At 63.6% G+C, this 20633-nt stretch carries 20 protein-coding genes and 2 pseudogenes; 10 read left to right on the top strand and 12 right to left on the bottom strand.

The window, feature by feature from the left end; genetic code table 11:
* The first annotated feature begins 14 nt into the window (after nt 1-14).
* Nucleotides 15-920, top strand: coding sequence for a LysR family transcriptional regulator (locus tag F3H32_RS13545; protein ID WP_036760152.1), 906 nt, complete (start codon nt 15-17; stop codon nt 918-920).
* Between the two features lie 33 nt (nt 921-953).
* Here the strand turns inward: F3H32_RS13545 and F3H32_RS13540 are convergent, their stop codons facing one another.
* From F3H32_RS13540 to F3H32_RS13505, 8 genes are all read right to left on the bottom strand, one after another.
* Nucleotides 954-1427, bottom strand: a complete 474-nt coding sequence (locus tag F3H32_RS13540) for a hypothetical protein (protein WP_149766316.1) — start codon at nt 1425-1427, stop codon at nt 954-956.
* A gap of 142 nt (nt 1428-1569) precedes the next feature.
* Nucleotides 1570-2562: an FAD:protein FMN transferase gene (locus F3H32_RS13535; protein WP_036760150.1), complete on the bottom strand. Its 993-nt coding sequence runs from the start codon at nt 2560-2562 to the stop codon at nt 1570-1572.
* Entirely contained in the window at nt 2543-4750 is a 2208-nt protein-coding gene (locus F3H32_RS13530; RefSeq protein WP_149766315.1) for a PepSY domain-containing protein, read from the bottom strand. Before F3H32_RS13530 ends, F3H32_RS13535 begins: the two co-directional genes overlap by 20 nt.
* A 9-nt stretch (nt 4751-4759) precedes the next feature.
* Nucleotides 4760-5230 carry a DUF2271 domain-containing protein gene (locus F3H32_RS13525; RefSeq protein ID WP_036760148.1) on the bottom strand — a complete coding sequence of 157 codons (471 nt, stop codon included), beginning with the start codon at nt 5228-5230 and terminating at the stop codon, nt 4760-4762.
* 26 nt (nt 5231-5256) lie between these two features.
* Nucleotides 5257-5637, bottom strand: a complete 381-nt coding sequence (locus tag F3H32_RS13520) for a PepSY domain-containing protein (RefSeq protein WP_036760168.1) — start codon at nt 5635-5637, stop codon at nt 5257-5259.
* A 111-nt stretch (nt 5638-5748) separates the two neighbouring features.
* Nucleotides 5749-6051 carry a PepSY domain-containing protein gene (locus tag F3H32_RS13515; protein ID WP_036760147.1) on the bottom strand — a complete coding sequence of 101 codons (303 nt, stop codon included), beginning with the start codon at nt 6049-6051 and terminating at the stop codon, nt 5749-5751.
* Between the two features lie 189 nt (nt 6052-6240).
* Entirely contained in the window at nt 6241-6873 is a 633-nt protein-coding gene (locus F3H32_RS13510; protein ID WP_036760146.1) for a cytochrome b/b6 domain-containing protein, read from the bottom strand.
* Nucleotides 6866-7180, bottom strand: coding sequence for a PepSY domain-containing protein (locus F3H32_RS13505; RefSeq protein ID WP_036760167.1), 315 nt, complete (start codon nt 7178-7180; stop codon nt 6866-6868). Before F3H32_RS13505 ends, F3H32_RS13510 begins: the two co-directional genes overlap by 8 nt.
* 141 nt (nt 7181-7321) lie before the next feature.
* Between F3H32_RS13505 and F3H32_RS13500 the strand changes: the two genes are divergently transcribed.
* The 5 genes from F3H32_RS13500 to F3H32_RS13480 all read left to right on the top strand — a co-directional run bounded on the left by F3H32_RS13500 (nt 7322) and on the right by F3H32_RS13480 (nt 12946).
* Nucleotides 7322-7981, top strand: a complete 660-nt coding sequence (locus F3H32_RS13500; RefSeq protein WP_149766342.1) for a response regulator transcription factor — start codon at nt 7322-7324, stop codon at nt 7979-7981.
* Complete coding sequence (locus F3H32_RS13495; RefSeq protein WP_149766314.1) at nt 7978-9336, top strand: ATP-binding protein; 1359 nt, start codon at nt 7978-7980, stop codon at nt 9334-9336. The genes F3H32_RS13500 and F3H32_RS13495 overlap by 4 nt, the downstream gene beginning before the upstream one ends.
* Before the next feature lie 302 nt (nt 9337-9638).
* Entirely contained in the window at nt 9639-10631 is a 993-nt protein-coding gene (locus tag F3H32_RS13490; RefSeq protein WP_223191454.1) for an alpha/beta hydrolase, read from the top strand.
* A 96-nt stretch (nt 10632-10727) separates the two neighbouring features.
* The gene (locus tag F3H32_RS13485; RefSeq protein ID WP_149766312.1) at nt 10728-12503 is read left to right on the top strand and encodes a PHA/PHB synthase family protein; all 1776 of its coding nucleotides are present in this window, start codon (nt 10728-10730) and stop codon (nt 12501-12503) included.
* An 83-nt stretch (nt 12504-12586) separates the two neighbouring features.
* On the top strand, nt 12587-12946 hold the full coding sequence (locus F3H32_RS13480) for a hypothetical protein (RefSeq protein ID WP_149766311.1): 360 nt from the start codon (nt 12587-12589) through the stop codon (nt 12944-12946).
* 181 nt (nt 12947-13127) lie between these two features.
* On the opposite strand, the gene F3H32_RS17745 is transcribed toward F3H32_RS13480, so the two are convergent.
* Nucleotides 13128-13283, bottom strand: a complete 156-nt coding sequence (locus F3H32_RS17745) for a hypothetical protein (protein ID WP_181820410.1) — start codon at nt 13281-13283, stop codon at nt 13128-13130.
* 281 nt (nt 13284-13564) lie between these two features.
* The gene (locus tag F3H32_RS13475) at nt 13565-13972 is read right to left on the bottom strand and encodes a hypothetical protein (RefSeq protein ID WP_149766310.1); all 408 of its coding nucleotides are present in this window, start codon (nt 13970-13972) and stop codon (nt 13565-13567) included.
* A gap of 172 nt (nt 13973-14144) precedes the next feature.
* On the opposite strand from F3H32_RS13475, the gene F3H32_RS13470 reads away from it, so the two are divergent.
* Genes F3H32_RS13470 through F3H32_RS13455 form a run of 4 tightly spaced genes read left to right on the top strand, consistent with a single transcriptional unit; the run spans nt 14145 to nt 19669 of the window.
* Nucleotides 14145-14792 carry a TetR/AcrR family transcriptional regulator gene (locus tag F3H32_RS13470; RefSeq protein ID WP_149766309.1) on the top strand — a complete coding sequence of 216 codons (648 nt, stop codon included), beginning with the start codon at nt 14145-14147 and terminating at the stop codon, nt 14790-14792.
* Nucleotides 14789-15817, top strand: coding sequence for an HlyD family secretion protein (locus F3H32_RS13465; RefSeq protein WP_094463105.1), 1029 nt, complete (start codon nt 14789-14791; stop codon nt 15815-15817). The genes F3H32_RS13470 and F3H32_RS13465 overlap by 4 nt, the downstream gene beginning before the upstream one ends.
* Entirely contained in the window at nt 15814-18543 is a 2730-nt protein-coding gene (gene rbbA, locus F3H32_RS13460) for a ribosome-associated ATPase/putative transporter RbbA (protein WP_149766308.1), read from the top strand. The genes F3H32_RS13465 and rbbA overlap by 4 nt, the downstream gene beginning before the upstream one ends.
* A gap of 1 nt (nt 18544) precedes the next feature.
* Nucleotides 18545-19669 carry an ABC transporter permease gene (locus tag F3H32_RS13455; protein ID WP_094463107.1) on the top strand — a complete coding sequence of 375 codons (1125 nt, stop codon included), beginning with the start codon at nt 18545-18547 and terminating at the stop codon, nt 19667-19669.
* Nucleotides 19670-19985: 316 nt separating this feature from the next.
* Here F3H32_RS13455 and F3H32_RS13450 read toward each other — a convergent pair.
* Together F3H32_RS13450 and F3H32_RS13445 are read right to left on the bottom strand one after the other, a co-directional pair.
* Nucleotides 19986-20123, bottom strand: a pseudogene (locus tag F3H32_RS13450) (DUF2274 domain-containing protein); the annotation flags it as partial.
* Between the two features lie 2 nt (nt 20124-20125).
* Nucleotides 20126-20539: pseudogene (locus tag F3H32_RS13445) on the bottom strand (TrbI/VirB10 family protein); the annotation flags it as partial.
* Nucleotides 20540-20633 lie beyond the last annotated feature (94 nt).

The raw sequence follows: 20633 nt of genomic DNA, 5'->3' as shown, positions 1-20633 counted from the left end.
CAAGGGATCATTGCATGAATGCACAGGCGCAGGATTGGGACGATCTGCGGTTGTTTTTGGCCGTGGCGCGGGCGGGGTCGCTTTCAGGAGCGGCGCGCAGCCTTGGCGTTACCCATTCCACCGTCTTTCGCCGCATCGGCGCGTTCGAGGCGCGGTTGCGGGTGCGGCTGTTCGACCGGCTGCCCGGCGGCTATGCTCTGACCCAGGCTGGCGAGGAGATGCGCGATTCCGTCATCCGCATCGAGGAAGAAATCACCGCGCTGGCGCTGAAGGTTACCGGACAGGACCAGCGGCCCACTGGGACGATCCGCATCACCACGACCGACCTGCTGGCGGTGGGTGTGCTGCCCCGCCATGTCGCCGCCTTCCGCGCCGAATGGCCCGAGATCGAGATCGAGGTGGTGGTGGCGGATAGGGTGCTGGACCTGACCCGGCGCGAGGCGGACGTGGCCCTGCGCATCGGCAATCCGGGACAGGAGACGCTGATCGGGCGGCGGGTCGGGCGGTTGGCCTTTGCCGCCTATACCGCGGCGGACCGGCCGCTGGGCGATCCTGCCGAGGGTGACTGGATCGGATACGGCTCTGCGCATGGCCCGCTCAGCCGCAATCTGGCCCGCTGGTGGCCGGATGCGCGACAGGTTTACCGGACAAACTCGATCATCGCCGCCCATGCCGGTGCGAAGGCGGGGATCGGACTCGCTGCCTTGCCTTGCGTGATCGCTGATTGCGACCCCAGCCTGATCCGCGCCGCCGCGCTGCCCGAGGACTTCATGCTGGACCTGTGGTTGCTGATTCACGAGGATCTGCGCCAGACCGCGCGCATCCGCCTGTTTCTGGACTTCATGGCGACGGCCCTGACGGCCGATGCCGACCTGCTGGAGGGGCGCTGCCCGTGCAAGACAAGGCCGGCGCAGGCGTGACGCCCGCGCCGGCCCATGCCTGCGCCCATGGCGTCAGTCGATCATCTGCCAGCCCGGATGCTCGAAATGCTCGCCATAGGCGTTCAACGCCTGAACGATCGTCACCGCGCCAGTCTCGACCTCGCCGGCCTCCAATGCCGAGATGCCGGTCATCACCTCACCAAGGACGATATGGAACTGCTCGTCTACCTCGGGTTCCAGCACACAGTTCTCGACCATGAAATCAACCTGCTTCTGGACATCGGCAGCGACCCCATTCGCGGCATCGGCAGGCAGGGTGCCGTTGTGGATCGCATCCAGGTTCGCGGCCATGGTTCCGTGAATCGCGGTCATGCCGGTGATCATGTTCTGATCGCCCTGCCATTTGGCGCCATCGTTCAGCGTGATCTCGATAGCCCCCGCGCCATGGCTGTCATGTCCCTGGGATTGCGCGGCGGCAATGCCAGCTGACCCCAGCGCGAGGGCGAGAGCGACAGCGACGGTGGTGAAAGATTTTACAGTCCGCATAGTGATCTCCTGTATCTGCCAAGTGGTTCTGGCCGCGGCGGGCATCGACAGACGCCGCCGGGCTTGGGATAGACATAGGCTGTCCGTTTTCGCACGAGAATTGACGAAACCTGCAAAGACCTATTGCACGAATGGACAGACCTCAGGCACGAACCAGGCCCTCTCGGCCTGCCGCCGATACCATCGGGCTGTCGAACAGCGCCCCGACGGCATGGGGCCGGATGCCGTCTGCCTCGCGCATCAGAAACAGCGCATCGAGGGAAAGGTGTGCGGCGAGTTCGCCGCCAGCCTGCGGACCCAGCACCATCAGCGCGGTTGCCCAGGCATCAGCCTCGGCACAGCTGCCCGTGACGACCGTGACCGAGGCCGGCGACGACCGCAGCGGGCCGCCCGTCGCCGGGTCCATCGTATGCGACAGGCGCTGGCCCTGAACGGTGACATGATGCCGGTAATCGCCCGAGGTGGCGACGGCAGCATCTTGCAGCATCAGGACCGAATGGGGCGCGCGGCGTTCGGGATCGGGCGCCTCGACGGCGACGGTCCAGGGCATGCCGTCGGGCCGCAGCCCGGAGGCTCGCATCTCGCCGTCGATGCCAACAAGGAACCCGGTGATGCCGAAGCCCCGTAACATTTCGGCCAACCTGTCGACGCCGTAGCCCTTGGCGATGCCGTTCAGGTCGAGCGTGATGGGTGCATGTTTCCTGACCAACCCGGCCGCGCGGTCGATCTCCAGCACCTCATGCGCGGGCGGGCGCGTGGTTACCATGGCCCAGCGGATGGCTTCAGCGCTGGCTTCCTCGGGGCCAAAACCCCAGGCGCGCACCGCATCGCCCATGCCGATATCGAACGCACCGCCCGATGCCGCACAGATCCGCAGCCCGAGGTTCAGCACCTCGGCCAAGCCGGCAGGAACGGCCACCCAGGCGCCAGTGGGCGCCCGGTTCAGGCGCATCAGGTCGCTGTCGGGTTGCCATGTCGACATTGCGGCATCAACCTCCGCCACGGTCGCTTGCAGGGCAGCCTGCACCGGGGCGGGGTCCAGCCCGGCATCGGCGTGGAAACGCGCCGACCAGCGAGTGCCCATGGTCGGGCCGTTCAGCGCGTGGCGGCCCGGGTCAGTAGATATCTTCGGCATAGCGCCCCTCCGCTTTCAGCGCGAGCGGGGTAAGACCCGTCGGCGCGAGGATGTCGGTCAGCGCCTCGGCCACGCCCGAGGCCATGTCGCGCCCGCCGCAGACCATGATGCGCGCGCCTTCGTGTACCAGCCGGATCAGTTCAGCGCTCTCGGCCCGCAGCGCGTCCTGGACATGGCGCGGCTTTGCCCCGCGCGAGTTCGCGGTGGTCAATCGCGCCAGACGGCCATCGACCTGCCAGCCGGCCAGATCGTCGCGATACAGGAAATCGCTGTCGGGGTGGCGCATCCCGAAGGCCAGATGGATGGGCCGCTTGCGGCTGTTGCCCCGGATGAAGCCCGCAAGCGGGCCGATGCCAGTGCCGGCGCCGATCAGGATCAGCGGCGAGCGTCCTGCTGCGGCATGGAAAGCCGGATTGTGCCGGACGAAGGCGCGGATCGCCTGGCCCGGCTTCAGCGCCAGAAGCTGACCCGAGCAGAGGCCGCCGGGATGCTTGCGCACCACGATCTCGACGAACCCGTCGCGCCGTCCGGAGGCCAGCGAGTAGAAGCGCGGCAGATCCGCACCCTCGGGCAGAACGCCGAGGAGATCACCGGCCTGAAACCGGCCAAACCCCCGACCTGTCAGCCGTTGCAAAAACGTCGCCTCGGGTAGGGCAAAGCGCAGGATCGTGGTCGGCGCCTGCACCTCCGCCCCGTAATCACGGCGCGAGATCAGGGTGAGCCGCCCCGTCACGGGCGGGGTTGGCACATGTTCGAGCGTAAGCTCGATCCCCAGCGCCGCCCCCAGGGCGCGGCCCCAGCGGGCGAAATCCTGCGGCGACTGGCGATCGACCGTGTCGAAGGGCATCAATTGCGCCCAGCCTTTGGCAGCAGCCCGACTCCCGACTTCATCGGCGAACGCGCAGAACGCGGGAAAGCTGCGATCGCCGAAACCAAGCACGGCAAGCGGGGCCTCAGGGACAGATTCCAGCGCCGCGAGGCGTTCAATGAACCCCTTCGCCGTGGCGGGAGCCTGTCCCTCGCCCCAGGTGGCGGCGAGAATGACGAACCGTTCGGCCTGCGGATAGCGCGCCGGCTCGAAACCGGACATTGGCGCGACATGAACATGCTGGCCCGCCGTGGTCAGCGCATGTTGGAGCGTCGCAGCGAAACCCCAGGTGCTGCCGCCGTCCGAGCCCACCAGCAAGATGGTCGCAGCGCCGTTTGCAGGATGATTGCCATGGAGACGCGGTCTTGACCGCCGCCCCGCGAACCAGAGCACAAGACCACTCACCCCCATTGCCGGCACGCCGAGCGCCAGCACACCCAGCACGAGGCCGAGAGATGCGGCCCCCTGCCCGGTATGCAGCATGTAGATGGTTTCAGATATCTGTTCCCACATCGTCAGCTCGGCCCAGGCCAGAAGCTCACCCGTCCCCTGATCGAGATAGCCGGTGCCGCGATCCGTCTTCAGAGTGAAGGCGTCCGTGGCGTCGCCAGGATAGGGAAAGCTCAGCTCGCGCAACTCCGTGACAGCAATCACGGAGAGCGGCTCCATCGCAGCAAGCGAGACCCCAGTGCTTCCGCTGACCTCAGTCGGAAAGGTCGGCGGTGCGGCTCCATCCGGCAGAAGATCGAAGGTCGAGGCGGCCATCCACAGTGCAGTCGCTGAGGACAAAACCAGCCCCGCGACCGCCACGCGGGCGATCCCGGTATGGATGCGGCTCGACGCCGGCCCGCGCAAAGGGGCGAACCAGCGCCGCCAGCCGCCCATGCGCCGCGCGACCAGCATCGCGCCGGAGACCGACAGGATCAGCATCGCCACGGCGCCAATGGCCATGGCGATACGACCGGCATCGCCCAGGAACAGCGAACGGTGAAGGTTGGTCAACCAGCGTTTGACCGGATCGGGATCGGCGCTGGCGATGCCCTTGCCGGTCGCCGGGTCGATTACCGCCGCGCCGGGCGTGCCGTCGTCGAACCAGAACGCGGTGATCCGGCCCGACGGCGCGCGCCGGATCTGCTCCACCCCCGGATAGGCAGCCAGGATACGTCCTGCGAGATCGGCGACGGTCAGCCCGGCCTCGGCCTGCGGCGTGGAAAGCCGCTCGGCCGCGGGAAAGACCGAGAGCGCCGCGCCGCTCAACGCAAGGGCCATGACGAGAATGAGGGCCAGCAGACCCGGCCAGCGATGCAGCGTGCGGATCATGGCGTTGCCTCACATGTCGTAGCGGAGGCTGGCGACATACCTGCGGCCGGGCGCAGGCTTTCCCGCTCCTGCCGTCGTCAGCGGCACGGCGATGTCCTTCGGGCTGTCGCGCATGTCCTCGACGGCGGCGTCGACATGCAGCGTATAGCCCGCATCGAACAGCGCATCGGCAAGGTCGAGGGTGATTTCGAGTGACCGGCCTGCGCCGACACTGGCGCCGGTGATGCCGTCGACCTGCGCCAGGTCGCCGCCGGTGGCGCGATACCAGTCGCTGAGATGTTCGTAATACTTCGACTTGCCGCCGGCCATCCACAGGGTTCCGGCATACGCCCCCTGCGCATCCGTGACGTAGAGGACGAGATAGGCACCATCGCCACCGTACGTGTTCAGGGTGGTGGTGAGGGTAACCGGCCGGGCCATGGCAAGGCTGGGCGCCACCAAGGTCGAAGTCAGCGCGAGTGCTGCAAGGATGGATTTCACGACTCTGCTCTCTTCTGCCTGATATATCAGTTCACCCGCACAACGGGCGGGGTGCCGTTCTGGAACAGCGGATTGGAGGGGGGTGCCGACGGAGCGACGGTGGGTGCATTGCCGCGATCCCGCTCGGGGATCTGCTGGCCATCCCTGTGGCGCAATTTGACGACCTGCAACGTCGCGGGATCCAGTTTGGCCTTGATGCGACGGCCCTGGGCATCGCGTCCCTTGACCTCCCAGCAGCCGTCGTCCGCCTCGATCTTCTCAACATGCCAACCGAGGCCGGTTGCCGCCTGCATTACCGCTTCGCGTGGTTGCCAGGCCCCGTGCCCCACATGGCAGTCGTCACCTGCCATCGCCCCCGCCGCAGGCAATACCGCGAGAGCGGCTACGGCGATCAATAGAGTTTTCATGGTTCGAATGTCCTTTACGATCATCTCGGGGGCACTTTCCCGGCTATGGCCGAGGCGAACGCCCGTGTGGAAAGAGGTCCACCTCAATGATGAGGTGGACCCTTGCGGCCATCAGTTGCGCTTCTCGGGCTTGGTGCCGTCGCTCCAGCGTTTGACCTTGCCGTCGATCACCTCGAGCGTTCCGGGATCGACGGTCATCTTCAGGCTGTTGCCGCCCTGGTCGATGACGTTCAGTTCGTAGCAGCCGTCGTCGAGTTCCATTTTCGAGATGGTCCAACCGAACTCGTCGGTCACTTGAATGAGAGCGTCCCACGATTGCATGTTCTCGGTCGGCACGTTGCATTTCTCACCAGCGAACGCGGCCCCGGCGGGGATCGCGAGCGCCAATGCGGTGGCGGTCAGGATGGTTTTCATGGCTATGCTCCTCAGCCTTGGTTGCCTGATGAAACCAATCTGGAGGGGGCGGCTGACGTGATCCTGATCGCCGCGGAAAACCTGCGTCAGCTTCTCGTCAGCCTGCCGCGACGAACCGCAGCGATTACACAAAACAAACAGGCCCCGCCAAACAGGCGGGGCCCGAACAGCAGCGGGAATGCGTAACGATCAGGTCACGTCATTTGTGCCGGGAGGGCGCTTTCGGCCCGTGACCATGGCACGGGGCAGGTTCTCCCGATGGCGCCATGAGGTGACGGCCACACCCCCAACATGCAAGGCCACGAGAACCAAAGCCATGTTGGCCAGCATTTCATGCACCTCCTTCAAGGTCTTGTCCCCTCTGACTTCCCGGTTTCCGTGCTCGCCCGCAACCGTCACGGCCCGGGCTTCCTCGATCGATTGTTCGAGCAGCCAGCCGCTCAGCGCGGTGCCGGAAAGCGTGACCATGAGTGCCACGATCATCGCGGCGCCAGCCGGGTTGTGCCCGAGATGGCGTCGCTCGCGCCCGTGCAGCATGTCCCCGAGATAGGCCAGCGTCGCGGCGGGGCCACGCACGAATTGCGTGAAACGGGCATGGCGGCTGCCAACGAAACCCCAGATCAGGCGGAGGGCAAGCAACGCCGCCACCGCGTAACCGGCCGCCTCGTGAAGCGGCTGCACCTCGTCCGCCGCAAGCCATGCCACTGCAAAGGCGGCAACCAGACCCCAGTGAGAGCTGCGCACCAACGGATCCCAGACCAGCACCGTGCGCGTAGTATCGGCGACGTCCTGAATGGCGTCACCCTTCATCATCTCAGTCATGTTTGTGCTCTCTGCCCTCACGGGAGCGCCGATCATCTCCGTCCTTGTATTCGATCTCGATCACCTGAAGCGTGCCGGGATCGACCGTCACCTCGATGCGGCGTCCTTCCCGGTCTGTGCCTTTTATCTCGTAGCAGCCGTCGTCGATTTTTATGCGCCGCACCACCCATCCGTTTTCTTCCGCGAGCCGCACCACCGCGCTTCTTGGCTGCCAGTCTGCCAGCGGCACGGCACAGTCGTCGCCGGCAAGTGCAGCCCCGGACGGAAGGACCACGAGAAAGGTCAGAATTGTCAGCGATCTCTTCATGGACCACACTCCGTATAACGGCCACTGGATGACATTCTGCGCCGCGAACCTGACGGGATGCTGAAGCCCGGGGCGTCCCGCCATCAGCTTTGCGTCAGCCCGGGTCGCCATAATGGCCAGAGGCAAATGAGTAGGAAGATCATGCGGATCCTGCTGATCGAGGATGATACCGTTCTGGGTGCCGCCGTGCGGGACCAGATCGCTGCGGGTGGCCAGTCGGTGGATTGGGTCACGCGCCTGGACGCGGCCGGCGATGCGATGGCCGGCACCGGCTATGATCTTGTATTGCTGGACCTCATGCTGCCCGACGGACGCGGCATCACCTTCCTTCGGTCGCTGCGCACCAGCGGCGACGTGACGCCGGTGATCATCCTGACAGCGCTGGACCAGATTTCGGACCGGATCGAAGGCTTGAACGCCGGCGCCGACGATTATCTGGTGAAGCCCTTCGATCTGGCCGAGCTTTCCGCGCGCATCGGCTCGGTCGCGCGGCGCTATAGCGGCAATCCCAACCCGATCATCGTCCACGGCACGCTTGCCGTCGACCTTGCCTCGCGCAGCATCCGCCGCGACGGCCGGCCGGTGCAGCTCACCGCACGTGAATGGGCACTGTTCGAGGCGTTCCTCACCCGCCCGGGGCATCTTCTGTCCAAGGCACAGCTTGAGGAAAAGCTTTATGCCTTCGATACGGAGGTGGAAAGCAACACCATCGAGGTCCATGTCAGCCGGCTGCGCAAGAAGCTGGGCGCCGAGGTGATCGAGACCGAGCGCGGGTTGGGCTACCGGCTAGGTTCGCCATGACGATGCCACGCAGCCTTCAGATGCGGTTGGGGGTGTCGCTGGGTATCCTTCTGACGCTTCTGTGGATCGCGGCCGCCGCCGTCACGGCGGTCATGCTGCGGCACGAGATGGACAGGATCTTCGACTCGTCGCTACAGGAGGCGGCGCAGCGCCTGCTGCCGCTGGCCGCTGTCGAGATCGTCGGACGTGAGGAGGAAGGTGTGACACAACACCTTGCCGACCTGCGCGACCACGACGAATTCCTCACCTATATCGTGCGCGATGACGAAGGGCGAATTCTTCTGCAATCGCATGAGGCCGATCCCGCCATCTTCCCTGAATGGGACGGGCCGGGCTTTCGCACGACCGCAACCCATCGCCTGTATGGCGAGGACGCCCTGCAAGGCACGATCCGCCTCACGGTCGCCGAGCCGCTTGCCCATCGCGCGGCGGCGGCACGCGATGTCTGGGCGGGCCTGGGGTTGCCGTTGCTGGTATTCATCCCTGCCGCACTGTTGGCGATCGTATTGACTGTCCGCTCGGGTCTGGCCCCGTTGCGCCGCTACCGCGACCGGCTGGCCGCGCGTTCGCCGCGCGACCTCGCCCCCGTCGCCTGCGACGATCTTCCCGTCGAGGCCGCCCCGGTGGGGGCGGCGATCAATGTGCTTCTGGCGCAACTCAAATCCACATTCGAGGCCGAACGCACCTTCGCCGCCAACGCAGCGCATGAATTGCGAACACCGCTGGCAGGCGCAATCGCGCAGGCCCAGCGGATACAGGTAGAAACGAAAGATACCGGTGCCGGCCACAGGGCCGCCGAGGTCGAGGCTTCTCTGAAGCGGCTGGCCCGGATCGCGGAACGGCTTCTGCAACTGGCCCGAGCAGAAGGCGGGCGGTTACGGCTCGATCACCTATCCGATCTTCGCATCACTGCCCGTCTGGTCGTGGACGATATCGAGAGGACAGCACCGAACCGGATCGCGCTCGCCCTGCCGGAGCACCCGGTAATGTCCGACCTCGACCCCGATGCGTTTGGCATCATCGGCCGCAACCTCATTGAGAACGCCCTGCGGCACGGCGCATCCGACAAACCGATCGAGGTCAGCCTCAGTGAGGACGGCACGTTCCGCGTCGCCAATGACGGCCCCGTCGTGCCCGCCGAGGCGCTTGGCCGGCTGACCCGTCGTTTCGAGAGGGGGGCAGCCAAAACGGAAGGCAGCGGGCTTGGCCTTGCCATCGTCGCTGGCATTGCGGACCGGATTTCGTCAAAGCTCACCTTGCAATCGCCGAGGCCGGGAAGCTCATCCGGCTTTGAGGCGATCGTGGTTCTGCCGATAGCTTCACGGACGCTGAGCGAAGCTGCCAGCGCCCGATAGTCGCAACCATCGGACCGACCTTTGGCCGGCCGTTCGCGGCCCGGCTGGATGCTTGCCTAACATGACTGAGGTGCCTTGGTGAGTTGAGAATGAGGTTGCCTGGAGGGTTGATACTAGTGAGTGATTACTTCTATTATGTGTCGATATGATTTTTGACCTCACGAAAGGTGCCGTGATACATTATGCGTGTTCGGATCCTCCTGCTGGTCCTTCTCGTGACACCTTGGCTGGGCGCTGGGTGCGCATCTCGACCAGGTGAGAGTGTCCTTGTGCCGGGTCCAAGTCTGCCGGGAGCAGATGTCGTGACCCTGTATGCAGCAACCAACCGGTTGCGACAGGAATCCCCCGACGATCCTGCATCTGGTTTCAGTGATGCGCGAGCCACGACCTTCTCGGCGGCACGCTTTTCCATCTCGATCCCGCCCACGCACAAGGCCGGCAACATCGAATGGCCGGGGCGGCATCCGGATCCACTGGTCGCCATGACCGTCGCCGCCAGACAGGACATGCCGCTGTCGGCCCTCATCGATGACGTTGCATCTGGACCGGAACGTGCAGACGTGAGGGTTTTCGTGCATGGCTACAACACCAGTTTTCAGGAGGGCCTGTTTCGCCTGGCGCAGATTACCCATGACAGCGGCGGAGAGGGTGCGGCTATTCTGTTCTCTTGGCCATCAAATGCGGCCATGATGGGATATGCCGCCGATCGTGAGGCCGCAACCTACTCGCGTGATCACCTGACAGGACTGCTGGCAACGCTAGCTCGAGACAGACGGATCGGCCAGATCACCGTGTTGGGTCACTCAATGGGCGGGTGGTTGGTAATGGAGGCACTTCGCCAGTTGCGATTGACTGGGGATGATCCCATTCTTCGCCGGCTACAGGTCGTTCTGGCCGCACCGGATATTGATGTCGACGTATTTCGGGCGCAACTCAGCGTAATAGGACCACTGGATCCACCCTTGACTGTACTCGTCGCCCCCGACGATCGAGCGTTACAGATCTCGGCAAGGCTGAACGCCGGAAAACCGCGGGTTGGGGCGTTGAATGTAGGGGATCCACGGGTTACCGCTGCCACCGTATCGTCTGGCGTCGCCCTCATTGATGTTGGCGATATCCGACCTCCGGATGCTCAGGGACACAGCCGATATGCAATGCTTGCCGCGCTCTATCCAGGCATGCGTCAACGACCAGGTCAGGCGATATCGGATGCTGGCGCATTTGTTATGGAGCGGACCGGGGCGGCTGCGGCGAGTCCCTTCATCCTGATCGCCGGAGGGATCCCGGAAAACTGATGTCTACGATCACCTGAACAGACCGGCTTTGCGAGGTGGTTGCCCTTACTTCAAAAAGCAAGTAATAGTTTACTTCTATAAAGGTGGAGTGCGATCATGACTGATTCGCCTGAGGCAGTCGCCACCGCAAGAGCAGGCGATAGTGAGTCACATGGTACCGACCCGCTCGATCAGCTGGCGCATATGACACTTGCTCGCGCCACCCGCGGGCTGTCGCCCGCCGCCGCGCAACTCGCCTGGCATGACTGGGCGCTTCATCTGGCAATCTCGCCGGGCAAGCGGCGAAAATTGCTTGAAGAAGCCTTCGACGGGCACCGGCGGTTTCTAAACTATGTCTTGCGTTCGGCCGCCAACCCCAACTGTCCCAACTGCGTTGAGCCCTTGGAACAGGACCGCCGTTTCGAAGGCGACGCCTGGCAAAAATGGCCCTTCAACGTCATCCATCAGGGCTTCCTGCTGCAACAGGAATGGTGGCAATCCGTCACGTCCGGGGTGCGGGGCGTCTCGGGCCAGCATGAGGACATGGTGTCCTTTGCCGCCCGGCAATGGTTGGACATGTTGTCGCCGGTCAATTTTTTCTGGACCAACCCCGAGGTGCTGCAAAAGACCGCCGAGACCGGTGGCGCCAATCTGTGGCGGGGCTCGATGAACTGGTTGGAGGATCTGGGACGGATCCTTGCCGACGCGCCACCCGCGGGCAGCGAGGATTTCATTGTCGGCAAGAATGTGGGGGTGACGCCGGGCAAGGTCGTCTTCCGAAACCATCTGATCGAACTAATCCAATATGCGCCCGCCACCCCCAGGGTATACGCCGCGCCGGTGCTGATCGTGCCATCGTGGATCATGAAATACTATATCCTCGACCTGTCACCACATAATTCGATGGTGCGTTGGCTGGTCGATCAGGGGCATACCGTTTTCATGGTCTCGTGGCGAAATCCCGGATCGGATGATCGCGATCTGGGGATGGAGGATTATCGCCAACTTGGGGTGATGGCGGCACTGGATGTGGTGGGCGCCATCGTGCCTGAGCGCCAGGTGAACGCGGTCGGCTATTGCCTTGGCGGCACGCTGCTGGCTATTGCCGCGGCCGCCATGGCGCGTGACGGAGATGAGCGGCTGCGCAGCATGTCCCTCTTGGCGGCTGAAATCGACTTCCGCGAGCCGGGCGAATTGTCACTGTTCATCGGCGAAAGCCAGCTTGCTTTTCTTGAATCGATCATGGCCGATAAAGGCTATCTGGACGGCTGGCAGATGGCGGGCGCGTTCCAGTTGCTCAATTCACAGGATTTGATCTGGTCACGACGAACGAAGGAGTATCTGCTGGGCGAACGGCGAGAACTGTTTGACCTGATGGCCTGGAACAGCGATACCACACGCATGCCGGCGCGGATGCACAGCGAATATCTGCGCAAGCTCTATCTGGATAACGACTTTGCCGACGGGCGCTATTTGGTCGACGGCATTCCGGCGGTCCCGAGCGACATCCACCTGCCGGTCTTTGCCGTAGGCACGGTGCGCGACCACGTGGCGCCGTGGAAAACCGTTTACAAGGTCCATCGACTGATCGGTGGCGCCGACGTCACCTTTGCCCTGACCAGCGGCGGCCACAATGCCGGTGTAGTCAGCGAGCCGGGGCGCGCCAATCGCAGCTTCCAGATCGCGACGCGCAAACATGGCCAGCGCTTTACCGATCCCGACAAGTGGCGCGAGGAAATCCCGGTGCAACAAGGCTCATGGTGGCCGGCTTGGGGCGATTGGCTTGCCACGCGCTCGTCCGAGGAGCAGGTCGCCCCGCCGTCGATGGGGGCCACAAAAGCTGGCCTTGCGCCGCTGGGGGATGCTCCCGGCACCTACGTGCTGGAGAGATGATCGCAGTGGTTCAGGAAAAGCGACAGATCAAAGCGGGCGTCAGGCAACAGGCAAAGCCCCTATCCCACCGTAAGGAGTCTGCAATGGAGATCGATATGCACCCTCTTAACCTGAATAAGGCAAATTTAGAGCTGATGCTTCGTATTCTGAACCTGTCACAAGATTTCCGCCATCGCGGGCTTGAGGCCGCATGCCGCTATCACGAGGATGTCATCGCAAAGACCAGGGCAGAGGTCGGCCGAGTCTCGCAGCAATGCGAACCCGAAACTTCCTTCAGCTTGCCGACAGATATTTTCATGCAGTTGGCTGGAGCCAGCATGAGCGGGGTCCTGGCCATGGGGGCACCACTGGTTGCGGCGCAGACTGCCTATGCTCAAGGCCTGCAAAAGGCGATCCAGGAATGGCAAGCTGCGGTCGTGCAACGCGCGTTGCCGGGTTCCTGAGTTGTAATGTTGGCAGTCCGACGGCCGGGGGTATGACTCGGTCCTATGCGCATCTCAGGTGGTCCATGATGCAGGCCATGAGGATTGCAAATCAATGACAGAGCGCCGCTCATGAAGTGCAGCTTGATCAGCAGGCTGAGACGCTCCATCCAGCATGTTGTCGATGTCGATTTCCGCAGGGTCAGGCTGTTCGAGCAGCTTTCGACCGCGGTTTGACCAGCAAGGCGACGGCGGCCCAGAAACTCAGGCGCAGGATCATTGCGCCCAGTGTTCGCGTCTCCCATGCACCGCCCAGCAGGACGTAGAAAATGAAATAGCCAAACAGCACCAGCAGCACTACAGCCAGTCCACGAGCAAGAAACAACCCACTAGGCCGGGCCATAACTATGCCCGTCCCGGCTAGATCATAGAAAAAACCAGACAAGAAATTAACCTACAGCACGAGCGGTACAAAATTGCCGGTTGCTGCGGTTGCAGATCTGCTACCAAGCAGAACGCTGCCGCCTTCTGCAACAGTAGCTAACCCGAAGACGATGGCGAGACCGCCGAATATCCAGTTGCGTATCATACTTTATATCCTGCTGGCCGTTGGTTCTTCCTGTCGTCCGAAACGTGGGTTCAGTTGTTCAACTGCAACACCATGCCGTCAGAGTTGCGAAACCGCCCACCACCGAGGTTCTCAAAGCTATGGCATGAGGTTCCGGGATTTGGCCCGCCCCTCACGGTCATGCACAGCCGATCGCCATCGCGCTCCCAACTACCCGTTCCGGAAAAGAATGGGGCGCGGATCGTGACTGTGCCGCTGACATCATAGCGCAAATGGACCCTGGCCCCCATGCGCCGCGCGACCAGATCCTTATCGACGATCTGCTCCGCAATCTCGGCGGCACTCATGACCTCGGCCTGCGCGGGGTGTGCCACAACCGTCAGGCTTAAAGCGGCGATGAGGATGAGGGCATTTGGTGTGACGTAACATTGTGAGGTCTCCGATTGATCCCCACCCTCGAATTTGACTCTCGCCGGCATCGCGCATCTCCACATTCAAGAATCAAGCGATCAATTACTTCTATTCATTTATCATGCGAATCCTGGATGGCGAATGGTTATTTCACCAGATTTTCCCATTGACGAGTCATCTACAAACTCATAGGAAGTGAACACATACTTTTCATCAAACACGCTTATCCGAGGGCATATCATGCGTGCAAAATATCTGCCCGCCGAGCAGCGCCGCGCCGAGGCGGTCGAGGCGGTCGTGGAACTGGCAGCGCACGCCAATCCGGAAACCATCACCACCACCGAGGTTGCCGCACATATGCGCATGACGCAGGGGGCGCTGTTCAAGCACTTCCCGAACAAGGAAGCGCTCTGGCTGGGGACGATGGAGTGGGTGGCCGACCGGCTGCTGGCGCGCATCGATCGGCTGGCGGGCGCGCAGGCCGAACCCATGGCCGCCCTCGAGGCAATGTTTCTGGGCCATGTCGACTTCATCGCCGAACATCCCGGTGTGCCGCGGATGATCTTCGGTCAGCTTCAGCGCAACAGTGATACGGCGGCGAAGCGGATGGCGCGCGTGCTGCTTGAAAACTACGCCACGCGGCTGCACCGCATCCTGTCGGCGGGCGTGGCAGAAGGCGCGCTGAGCCGGGAGCTGGATATCGAGGCCGCAGCCACGCTTTATTTGGGCATGATCCAGGGTCTTGTCGTGCAGCTTTTGTTGCATGGCGACGTGACCCGGATGCGCGCCGATGCGTTGCGAGTTTTCGTAATCTATCGCACGGGCGTCCTGGGTAGCGCCAACCCACCGACCGGTAACGCCGACGACTGCAACGAGGTCACATCATGACCCGCCGTGTTTCCATGATCATCCTCGCCATTGCGCTGGCCGGGCTGATGGGCTTTGGCGCTTGGACGGTGCTGTTGAAACCCTCCGACCTGCCACCGGATGGATTTTCGCGCGGCAACGGCCGCATCGAGGCCGATCTGATCGACATTTCGCCGCGACTGGCGGGGCGCATCGCGGAAATCCGCGTGCGCGAGGGAGACCGGGTCAGCAAAGGCGACGTGCTGGTGGTGATGGATACGGCAGAACTGCGCGCACAACTGGCCCGCGCCGAGGCAGCCGTGGAGAGCGCCCATGCCGCCGTCGGGGTAGCCTCAGCTCAAGTGGACGAGGCCGAGGCGCGGCTGGCGCTGGCAGAGAGCGAGGCGACCCGCACCGAGCGGTTGGCCAGCCGCGATATTACCTCGCAAGCCAATCTGGACATCAAGCGCACCGAGGTCAGTGTCGCCGAAGCCGGACTTGCGGCGGCCCATGCAACGCTTCGTTCACGGGAACGCAGTGTCGATGCCGAGGCCGCAGCCCGCGACGAGATCGCGGCCAGGATCGCAGATGCCACGCTGCATGCTGAGGGAGCGGGACGGGTGCTTTACCGGCTGGCCCAGCCGGGCGAGATCATCGGCGCCGGCGGCAATATCCTGACGCTGGCCAGTCTCGAAGATGTCTATATGGAATTTTTCCTGCCCGCTGCTGACGCACCAAGGGTGGTAATCGGTGACGAGGCGCGGATCGTGGCCGACATCATGCCTGATCGCGCGATGCCGGCGCAGGTGATGTTCGTCTCGCCGCAGGCCCAGTTCACCCCCAAACAGGTCGAGACCCTGACCGAGCGCGAAAACCTGATGTTTCGTATCCGGGTGCGGGTGCCGCCTGAACTGGTCGAGGCGCGCGCAGATCAGGTCAAGACCGGCGTGCGCGGCGTGGTCTGGGTGCGGTTGGCCGATCCGGATGGCCACCTGCCAAGCTGGCCCGTCGGCCTGACGCCACCGTTGATCGACCTGCCCGCGACAGCCGGCGCAGACACGCCATGACAACGCCCGAACCCGTCGCCCGGCTGGAGGGTGTTACGCATCGCTATGGCAAGGTGCTGGCGCTTGCGGATGTCTCGCTTGACCTGCCCGCCGGGCGGATGGTCGGGCTGATCGGCCCCGACGGGGTCGGCAAATCGACGCTGATGGGGCTCGTTGCTGGCGCCAAGCGCCTTCAGGAGGGCGGCATCACCTGCCTTGGTGGCGCCATGGGCAGCGCGCGCCACCGCAACGCGGTCGGCAACCGATTGGCCTTCATGCCGCAGGGCTTGGGCAAGAACCTCTACCACGATCTTTCGGTGCGCGAGAATCTGGAGTTCTTCGGCAAGCTGTTCGGCCTCGGCCGGGCCGATCGGTCGGCAAGGATCGCGCGCCTGACGCGGGCGACCGGGCTGTTTCCTTTTCTCGAGCGACCCGCCGGCAAACTCTCAGGGGGGATGAAGCAGAAGACAGGGCTTTGCGCGGCGCTGATCCATGACCCGGACTTCCTGTTGCTGGACGAGCCGACAACCGGCGTCGATCCGCTGTCGCGCCGCCAGTTCTGGGATCTGATCGAAGCCATTCGCAGGGACCGTCCGCAAATGAGCGTGCTGGTCTCGACCGCCTATATGGAGGAAGCGGCGCTTTTCGATCACCTGGTGGCGATGAACGACGGTCATGTTCTGGCAGAAGGCTCGCCACAGGCGCTGATGGGGCGGACCGGCACCGTATCGGTTGGGGATGCCTATGTCAGCCTGCTGCGGCGCACGGGCGGGCCGGATGACGGCGCAGCAGATACGCCGGTGATCTCGCCCGCGACACCCTCTCCCTCACCGGATGGAGACATCGCTATCAAGGCGCGGGGCCTGACCCGACGTTTCGGCGATTTCACCGCTGTCGACAACGTCAGCTTCGACATTCCACGCGGCGAGATTTTCGGCTTTCTCGGCTCGAACGGCTGCGGCAAGACCACGACCATGAAGATGCTGACCGGCCTCTTGCCACCCAGCGAGGGCGAGGCCTGGATCTTCGGCCGCCCCATCGCCGAGCAGGGCATGGATGCCCGCGCCCGCGTCGGTTTCATGACACAGGCGTTTTCGCTTTATGGCGAACTCAGCGTGCACGAGAACCTGGTCCTGCACGCGCGACTGTTCCATCTGCCCCGCGAACTGGCGCGCACCCGCATTGATGATCTGGTCGCCCGCTTCGGTCTGACGGATTACCTTGACCAGCCTGCGGGCGGCTTGCCGCTGGGCTTGCGGCAACGGCTGTCGCTGGCGGTTGCCGTCATCCATTCGCCGGAAATCCTGATCCTGGACGAGCCGACCTCGGGCGTGGATCCGCAGGCCCGCGATGATTTCTGGCAATTGCTGATGGAGCTGTCGCGCAAGGATCGGGTGACGATTTTCATTTCGACCCATTTCATGGATGAGGCGCTGCGTTGTGACCGCATGTCGCTGATGCATGCCGGCCGTGTCCTCATCACTGACACGCCGCAGGGCATCGTCGCACAAAGCGGCACAGCCGATCTGGAACAGGCCTTCATCCACTATATTTCCGCTGCCATCCCGCCCGAGGCGCCGGTGGCCGAGGGGCTGGCAAGCGAGCCGGCCCCGCCTGTCGATGCCACCGGCTTCAGCCTCAGCCGGATGCTGGCCTATACCGCGCGCGAGGCAATGCAGGTGCGACGCGACCCGGTGCGGCTGGTCTTTGCCTTCCTCGGCTCGGCGGTGCTGCTGTTGATCATGTCCTTCGGCATCTCGCAGGACGTGCGCAACATCCCCTTCGCGGTGCTGGACCATGACCGCAGCCCGGAAAGTCGCGCCTGGCTGTCAGCCTTCGAGGATTCGGGCTGGTTCATCCGCCATGCCGATCTGCACGACGTGGACGCGCTGCGCGAGCGCCTTGCCAGCGGCGAGCTGACACTGGCGGTCGAGATTCCACCGGATTTCGGTGCCGACCTGCGCGCAGGCCATGGGACCAGCATTGCCGCCACCATCGACGGCACCGACACCAGTCGCGCGGGCACCGTGGAAAGCTATGTGACCGGCGCCAACCAGATGGCAGCAGCGACCTTGCCGACAGGCCCGGCCTTGGTGACGCCAGCCGTGCAGATGGAGCCGCGCTTTCGCTACAATTCGGCGATGGAGAGCTTGCCGGCCATCGGCCCGACCATCCCACCGATGCTGCTCTTGCTGTTTCCGGCGATCCTGATGGCGGTCAGCGTGGCACGGGAAAAGGAAATCGGCACCATCACCAATTTCTATGTCACGCCGACCGGGAGGGCCGAGTTCCTGATCGGCAAGCAACTGGTCTATGTCGGTATCACGCTGATGAACTTTGCCATTCTGACTGTGCTCGTGGTGGTGGTGCTGGGGGTGCCGCTGAAAGGCAGTCCAATGGTGCTGGTCCTGGCCACGCTGGTCTATGCGCTGGCGGCGACCGGCTGGGGACTGATGATCTCGATGATCGCGGCCACACAGGTGACGGCAGCCTTCGCTGCCGCAGTTCTGTCGGTCATGCCAACGATGCAGTTCTCCGGCATGATGGTGCCAGTCTCTTCGCTTGAAGGGCCGGCACAGACCATTGGTTACCTATGGCCGACCACATGGTACATGATGGTCAGTGTCGGCAGCTTCACCAAGGGTATGGGCCTTGCCGACCTGGGCGATGCGCTGTGGCGACTGGCGCTGTTCGGACCAGCGTTCACCGCCATCGCCATCCTGTTGCTGCGCAAACAGGAGCGGTAAGATGCGCGCCATCCTCAACATCTTCTGGCTAATCGGCAAAGAGATCAAGAGCACTCTCGGCGATCCGGTCATGGTGGGGCTGATCCTGTGGTCGTTCTTTTTCGCTGTGATGATGGAGGCGCGTGGCGCGGGCGACACCGTGCACAATGCCTCCATTGCCATTGTTGACGAGGATAACTCGCCACTCAGCCGCCAGATTGCCAGTGCCCTGATGCCGCCCTGGTTCCAGCCCCCCCTCTACATGACCGCCAATCAGGCGGCGGCGGCGATGGACCGGGGCGACGTGATGTTCACGCTGAATTTCCCGCCCGATTTCGGTTCTGACGCCATCGCTGGCCGCGCGCCGGTGGCGCAGTTGCTGGCGGACGCAACCGCCGTCTCGCAGGCGCAGCTTGGCAGCGATTACCTTCGCAATATCGTAGCTGACGAATCGCGCGTCTTTCTGACCGGCCGATCCGACGCGCCCGTACCTGATCTGGATCTTGAACTGCGCCGCGCCTTCAACCCAAACGGCAATCCGGTCTGGTTCAAGACGCTTTCATCGCTGCTCAATCAGCTGTCGTTGCTGACCATCGTTCTGACCGGCGCCGCAATGCTACGCGAGCGTGAGCACGGCACCATCGAGCATCTGATGGTGATGCCGCTCTCGCCGGTCGAGGTGGCACTGTCCAAGGTGCTGGCGGTTATGCTTATCGTATTGGTGGCCTTTGTCGGCTCGCTGCTGGTGGTGGTGCAGGGCATCCTCGGCGTGCCGGTGGCGGGGTCGATGCCACTTCTGGTCATGGGGGCGGCGGTCTATCTGTGGGCAGCGGCGGCGATCGGAATGCTGCTTGGCACGCTGGCGCGTTCCATGGCGCAGTTTGCGCTCCTGATCGTGATGACCATCATCCCCATCATCATGCTGTCAGGCGGCTTCAGCGCCATCGAGAGCCAGCCCGACGCCGTGCGGCGCCTGACCATGCTGCTGCCTTCGCGCCACTTCCTCGCCTTCGCTAAGGCGGTTGCCTTCCGTGGTGCCGGATTGGCGGCGGTCTGGATGCAGCTTGCGCTGATGATCAGTCTCGGCGCCGCCTTCTTCGCGGCCAGTCTGGTGCTGTTTCGCCGCTCAATGAACGTGACGGGGTGAGCTTGAGGTTTTTTATGCCCATGTTCGCGGCCGGTGCGTTCGGCATGAAGGTGTCTGGGGTGGCCCGCCATGTAAGCGACTTCGAGGACGACCTTTTGGAACCACGCTCGGGGCTTATGTCCGATATCAGCGCAATGACGCAATCTTTGCCGCCATGGCTTATGAGGGACGGCATCTTCGGCCTTGAGTTCCGGACGGCGTTTTGATGACTGGTTTGGCCGTTTATGGTAGCCGCAGCGCCGGCCTCGACGTTCCTAGGCATGGCAGGGTGCCAGCATGACGGAAGACGTGGTCAGGCAACGTGATGTCATCGAGCTTCGGCGGCGGGCTGGCTCGTTTCGCGGGCCAGCACCTCGGCATAGGCAACAAGATCGCGGTGAAGCGGTGCGGGCAGTTCCACGGTGATCTTGACGGGCTTGTCGTCGGGGAGCGGGCCGAGTTTCAACTTGGTCATGGTCAACCTCCTGTCGGCTTAAATACGAGGTCGCGGGTGACGATGATCCTGACCGGGAAGCCCGGCCGGATCGTGAGCGTCGGGGCAACCTGCAACTGGCGCTGGACGATCTGCTGGCCCGCCTGATTGACGGTATCCTGCGCGCCGTCGCGGATGGCGCGGATAAGCCGGTTCTCGTCGCTCGTCGCCAGCTCCGTGCCGACCGCGAGCAGCGTGGACAGCCCTGCGGCCTTCATCAGATCCCACCAATGATAATCGACACCATCCTCAAGGCCGGCGTAGCCGCTGGCGTCCGCGCCCGGCAGGCGCTCAAGGACAATGGAACCGCCGCCCGGCAGAATCAGGCGATTCCACACCAAGAGCACCCTGCGCTGGCCGAAGGTCACGCCGTCATCATACTGGCCGATGATCCGCGTTGTCAATCGGCACGCAACTTTGACCCCCTTTCGGCGCCCAATAATGACCCCGCTTGGTCAGCACGGGTAGCTGGCCCGATGCGGTGTAGCCTCC

It is taken from the genome of Paracoccus thiocyanatus (assembly GCF_900156255.1).
GTDB classification, from domain to species: Bacteria; Pseudomonadota; Alphaproteobacteria; order Rhodobacterales; family Rhodobacteraceae; genus Paracoccus; species Paracoccus thiocyanatus.
This window is presented reverse-complemented; position numbering and strand designations above follow the sequence as displayed.

Excerpts from the sequence above, each read along its gene's own strand:
- F3H32_RS13535 (WP_036760150.1), bottom strand. The coding sequence starts at position 2,562 with ATGCCGAAGATATCTACTGACCCGGGCCGCCACGCGCTGAACGGCCCG.
- F3H32_RS13545 (WP_036760152.1), top strand. The coding sequence starts at position 15 with ATGAATGCACAGGCGCAGGATTGGGACGATCTGCGGTTGTTTTTGGCC.
- F3H32_RS13530 (WP_149766315.1), bottom strand. The coding sequence starts at position 4,750 with ATGATCCGCACGCTGCATCGCTGGCCGGGTCTGCTGGCCCTCATTCTC.
- F3H32_RS13495 (WP_149766314.1), top strand. The coding sequence starts at position 7,978 with ATGACGATGCCACGCAGCCTTCAGATGCGGTTGGGGGTGTCGCTGGGT.
- F3H32_RS13505 (WP_036760167.1), bottom strand. The coding sequence starts at position 7,180 with ATGAAGAGATCGCTGACAATTCTGACCTTTCTCGTGGTCCTTCCGTCC.
- F3H32_RS13500 (WP_149766342.1), top strand. The coding sequence starts at position 7,322 with ATGCGGATCCTGCTGATCGAGGATGATACCGTTCTGGGTGCCGCCGTG.
- F3H32_RS13480 (WP_149766311.1), top strand. The coding sequence starts at position 12,587 with ATGGAGATCGATATGCACCCTCTTAACCTGAATAAGGCAAATTTAGAG.
- F3H32_RS13540 (WP_149766316.1), bottom strand. The coding sequence starts at position 1,427 with ATGCGGACTGTAAAATCTTTCACCACCGTCGCTGTCGCTCTCGCCCTC.
- rbbA (WP_149766308.1), top strand. The coding sequence starts at position 15,814 with ATGACAACGCCCGAACCCGTCGCCCGGCTGGAGGGTGTTACGCATCGC.
- F3H32_RS13515 (WP_036760147.1), bottom strand. The coding sequence starts at position 6,051 with ATGAAAACCATCCTGACCGCCACCGCATTGGCGCTCGCGATCCCCGCC.
- F3H32_RS13510 (WP_036760146.1), bottom strand. The coding sequence starts at position 6,873 with ATGACTGAGATGATGAAGGGTGACGCCATTCAGGACGTCGCCGATACT.
- F3H32_RS13455 (WP_094463107.1), top strand. The coding sequence starts at position 18,545 with ATGCGCGCCATCCTCAACATCTTCTGGCTAATCGGCAAAGAGATCAAG.
- F3H32_RS13485 (WP_149766312.1), top strand. The coding sequence starts at position 10,728 with ATGACTGATTCGCCTGAGGCAGTCGCCACCGCAAGAGCAGGCGATAGT.
- F3H32_RS13470 (WP_149766309.1), top strand. The coding sequence starts at position 14,145 with ATGCGTGCAAAATATCTGCCCGCCGAGCAGCGCCGCGCCGAGGCGGTC.
- F3H32_RS13465 (WP_094463105.1), top strand. The coding sequence starts at position 14,789 with ATGACCCGCCGTGTTTCCATGATCATCCTCGCCATTGCGCTGGCCGGG.
- F3H32_RS13520 (WP_036760168.1), bottom strand. The coding sequence starts at position 5,637 with ATGAAAACTCTATTGATCGCCGTAGCCGCTCTCGCGGTATTGCCTGCG.
- F3H32_RS13475 (WP_149766310.1), bottom strand. The coding sequence starts at position 13,972 with ATGCCGGCGAGAGTCAAATTCGAGGGTGGGGATCAATCGGAGACCTCA.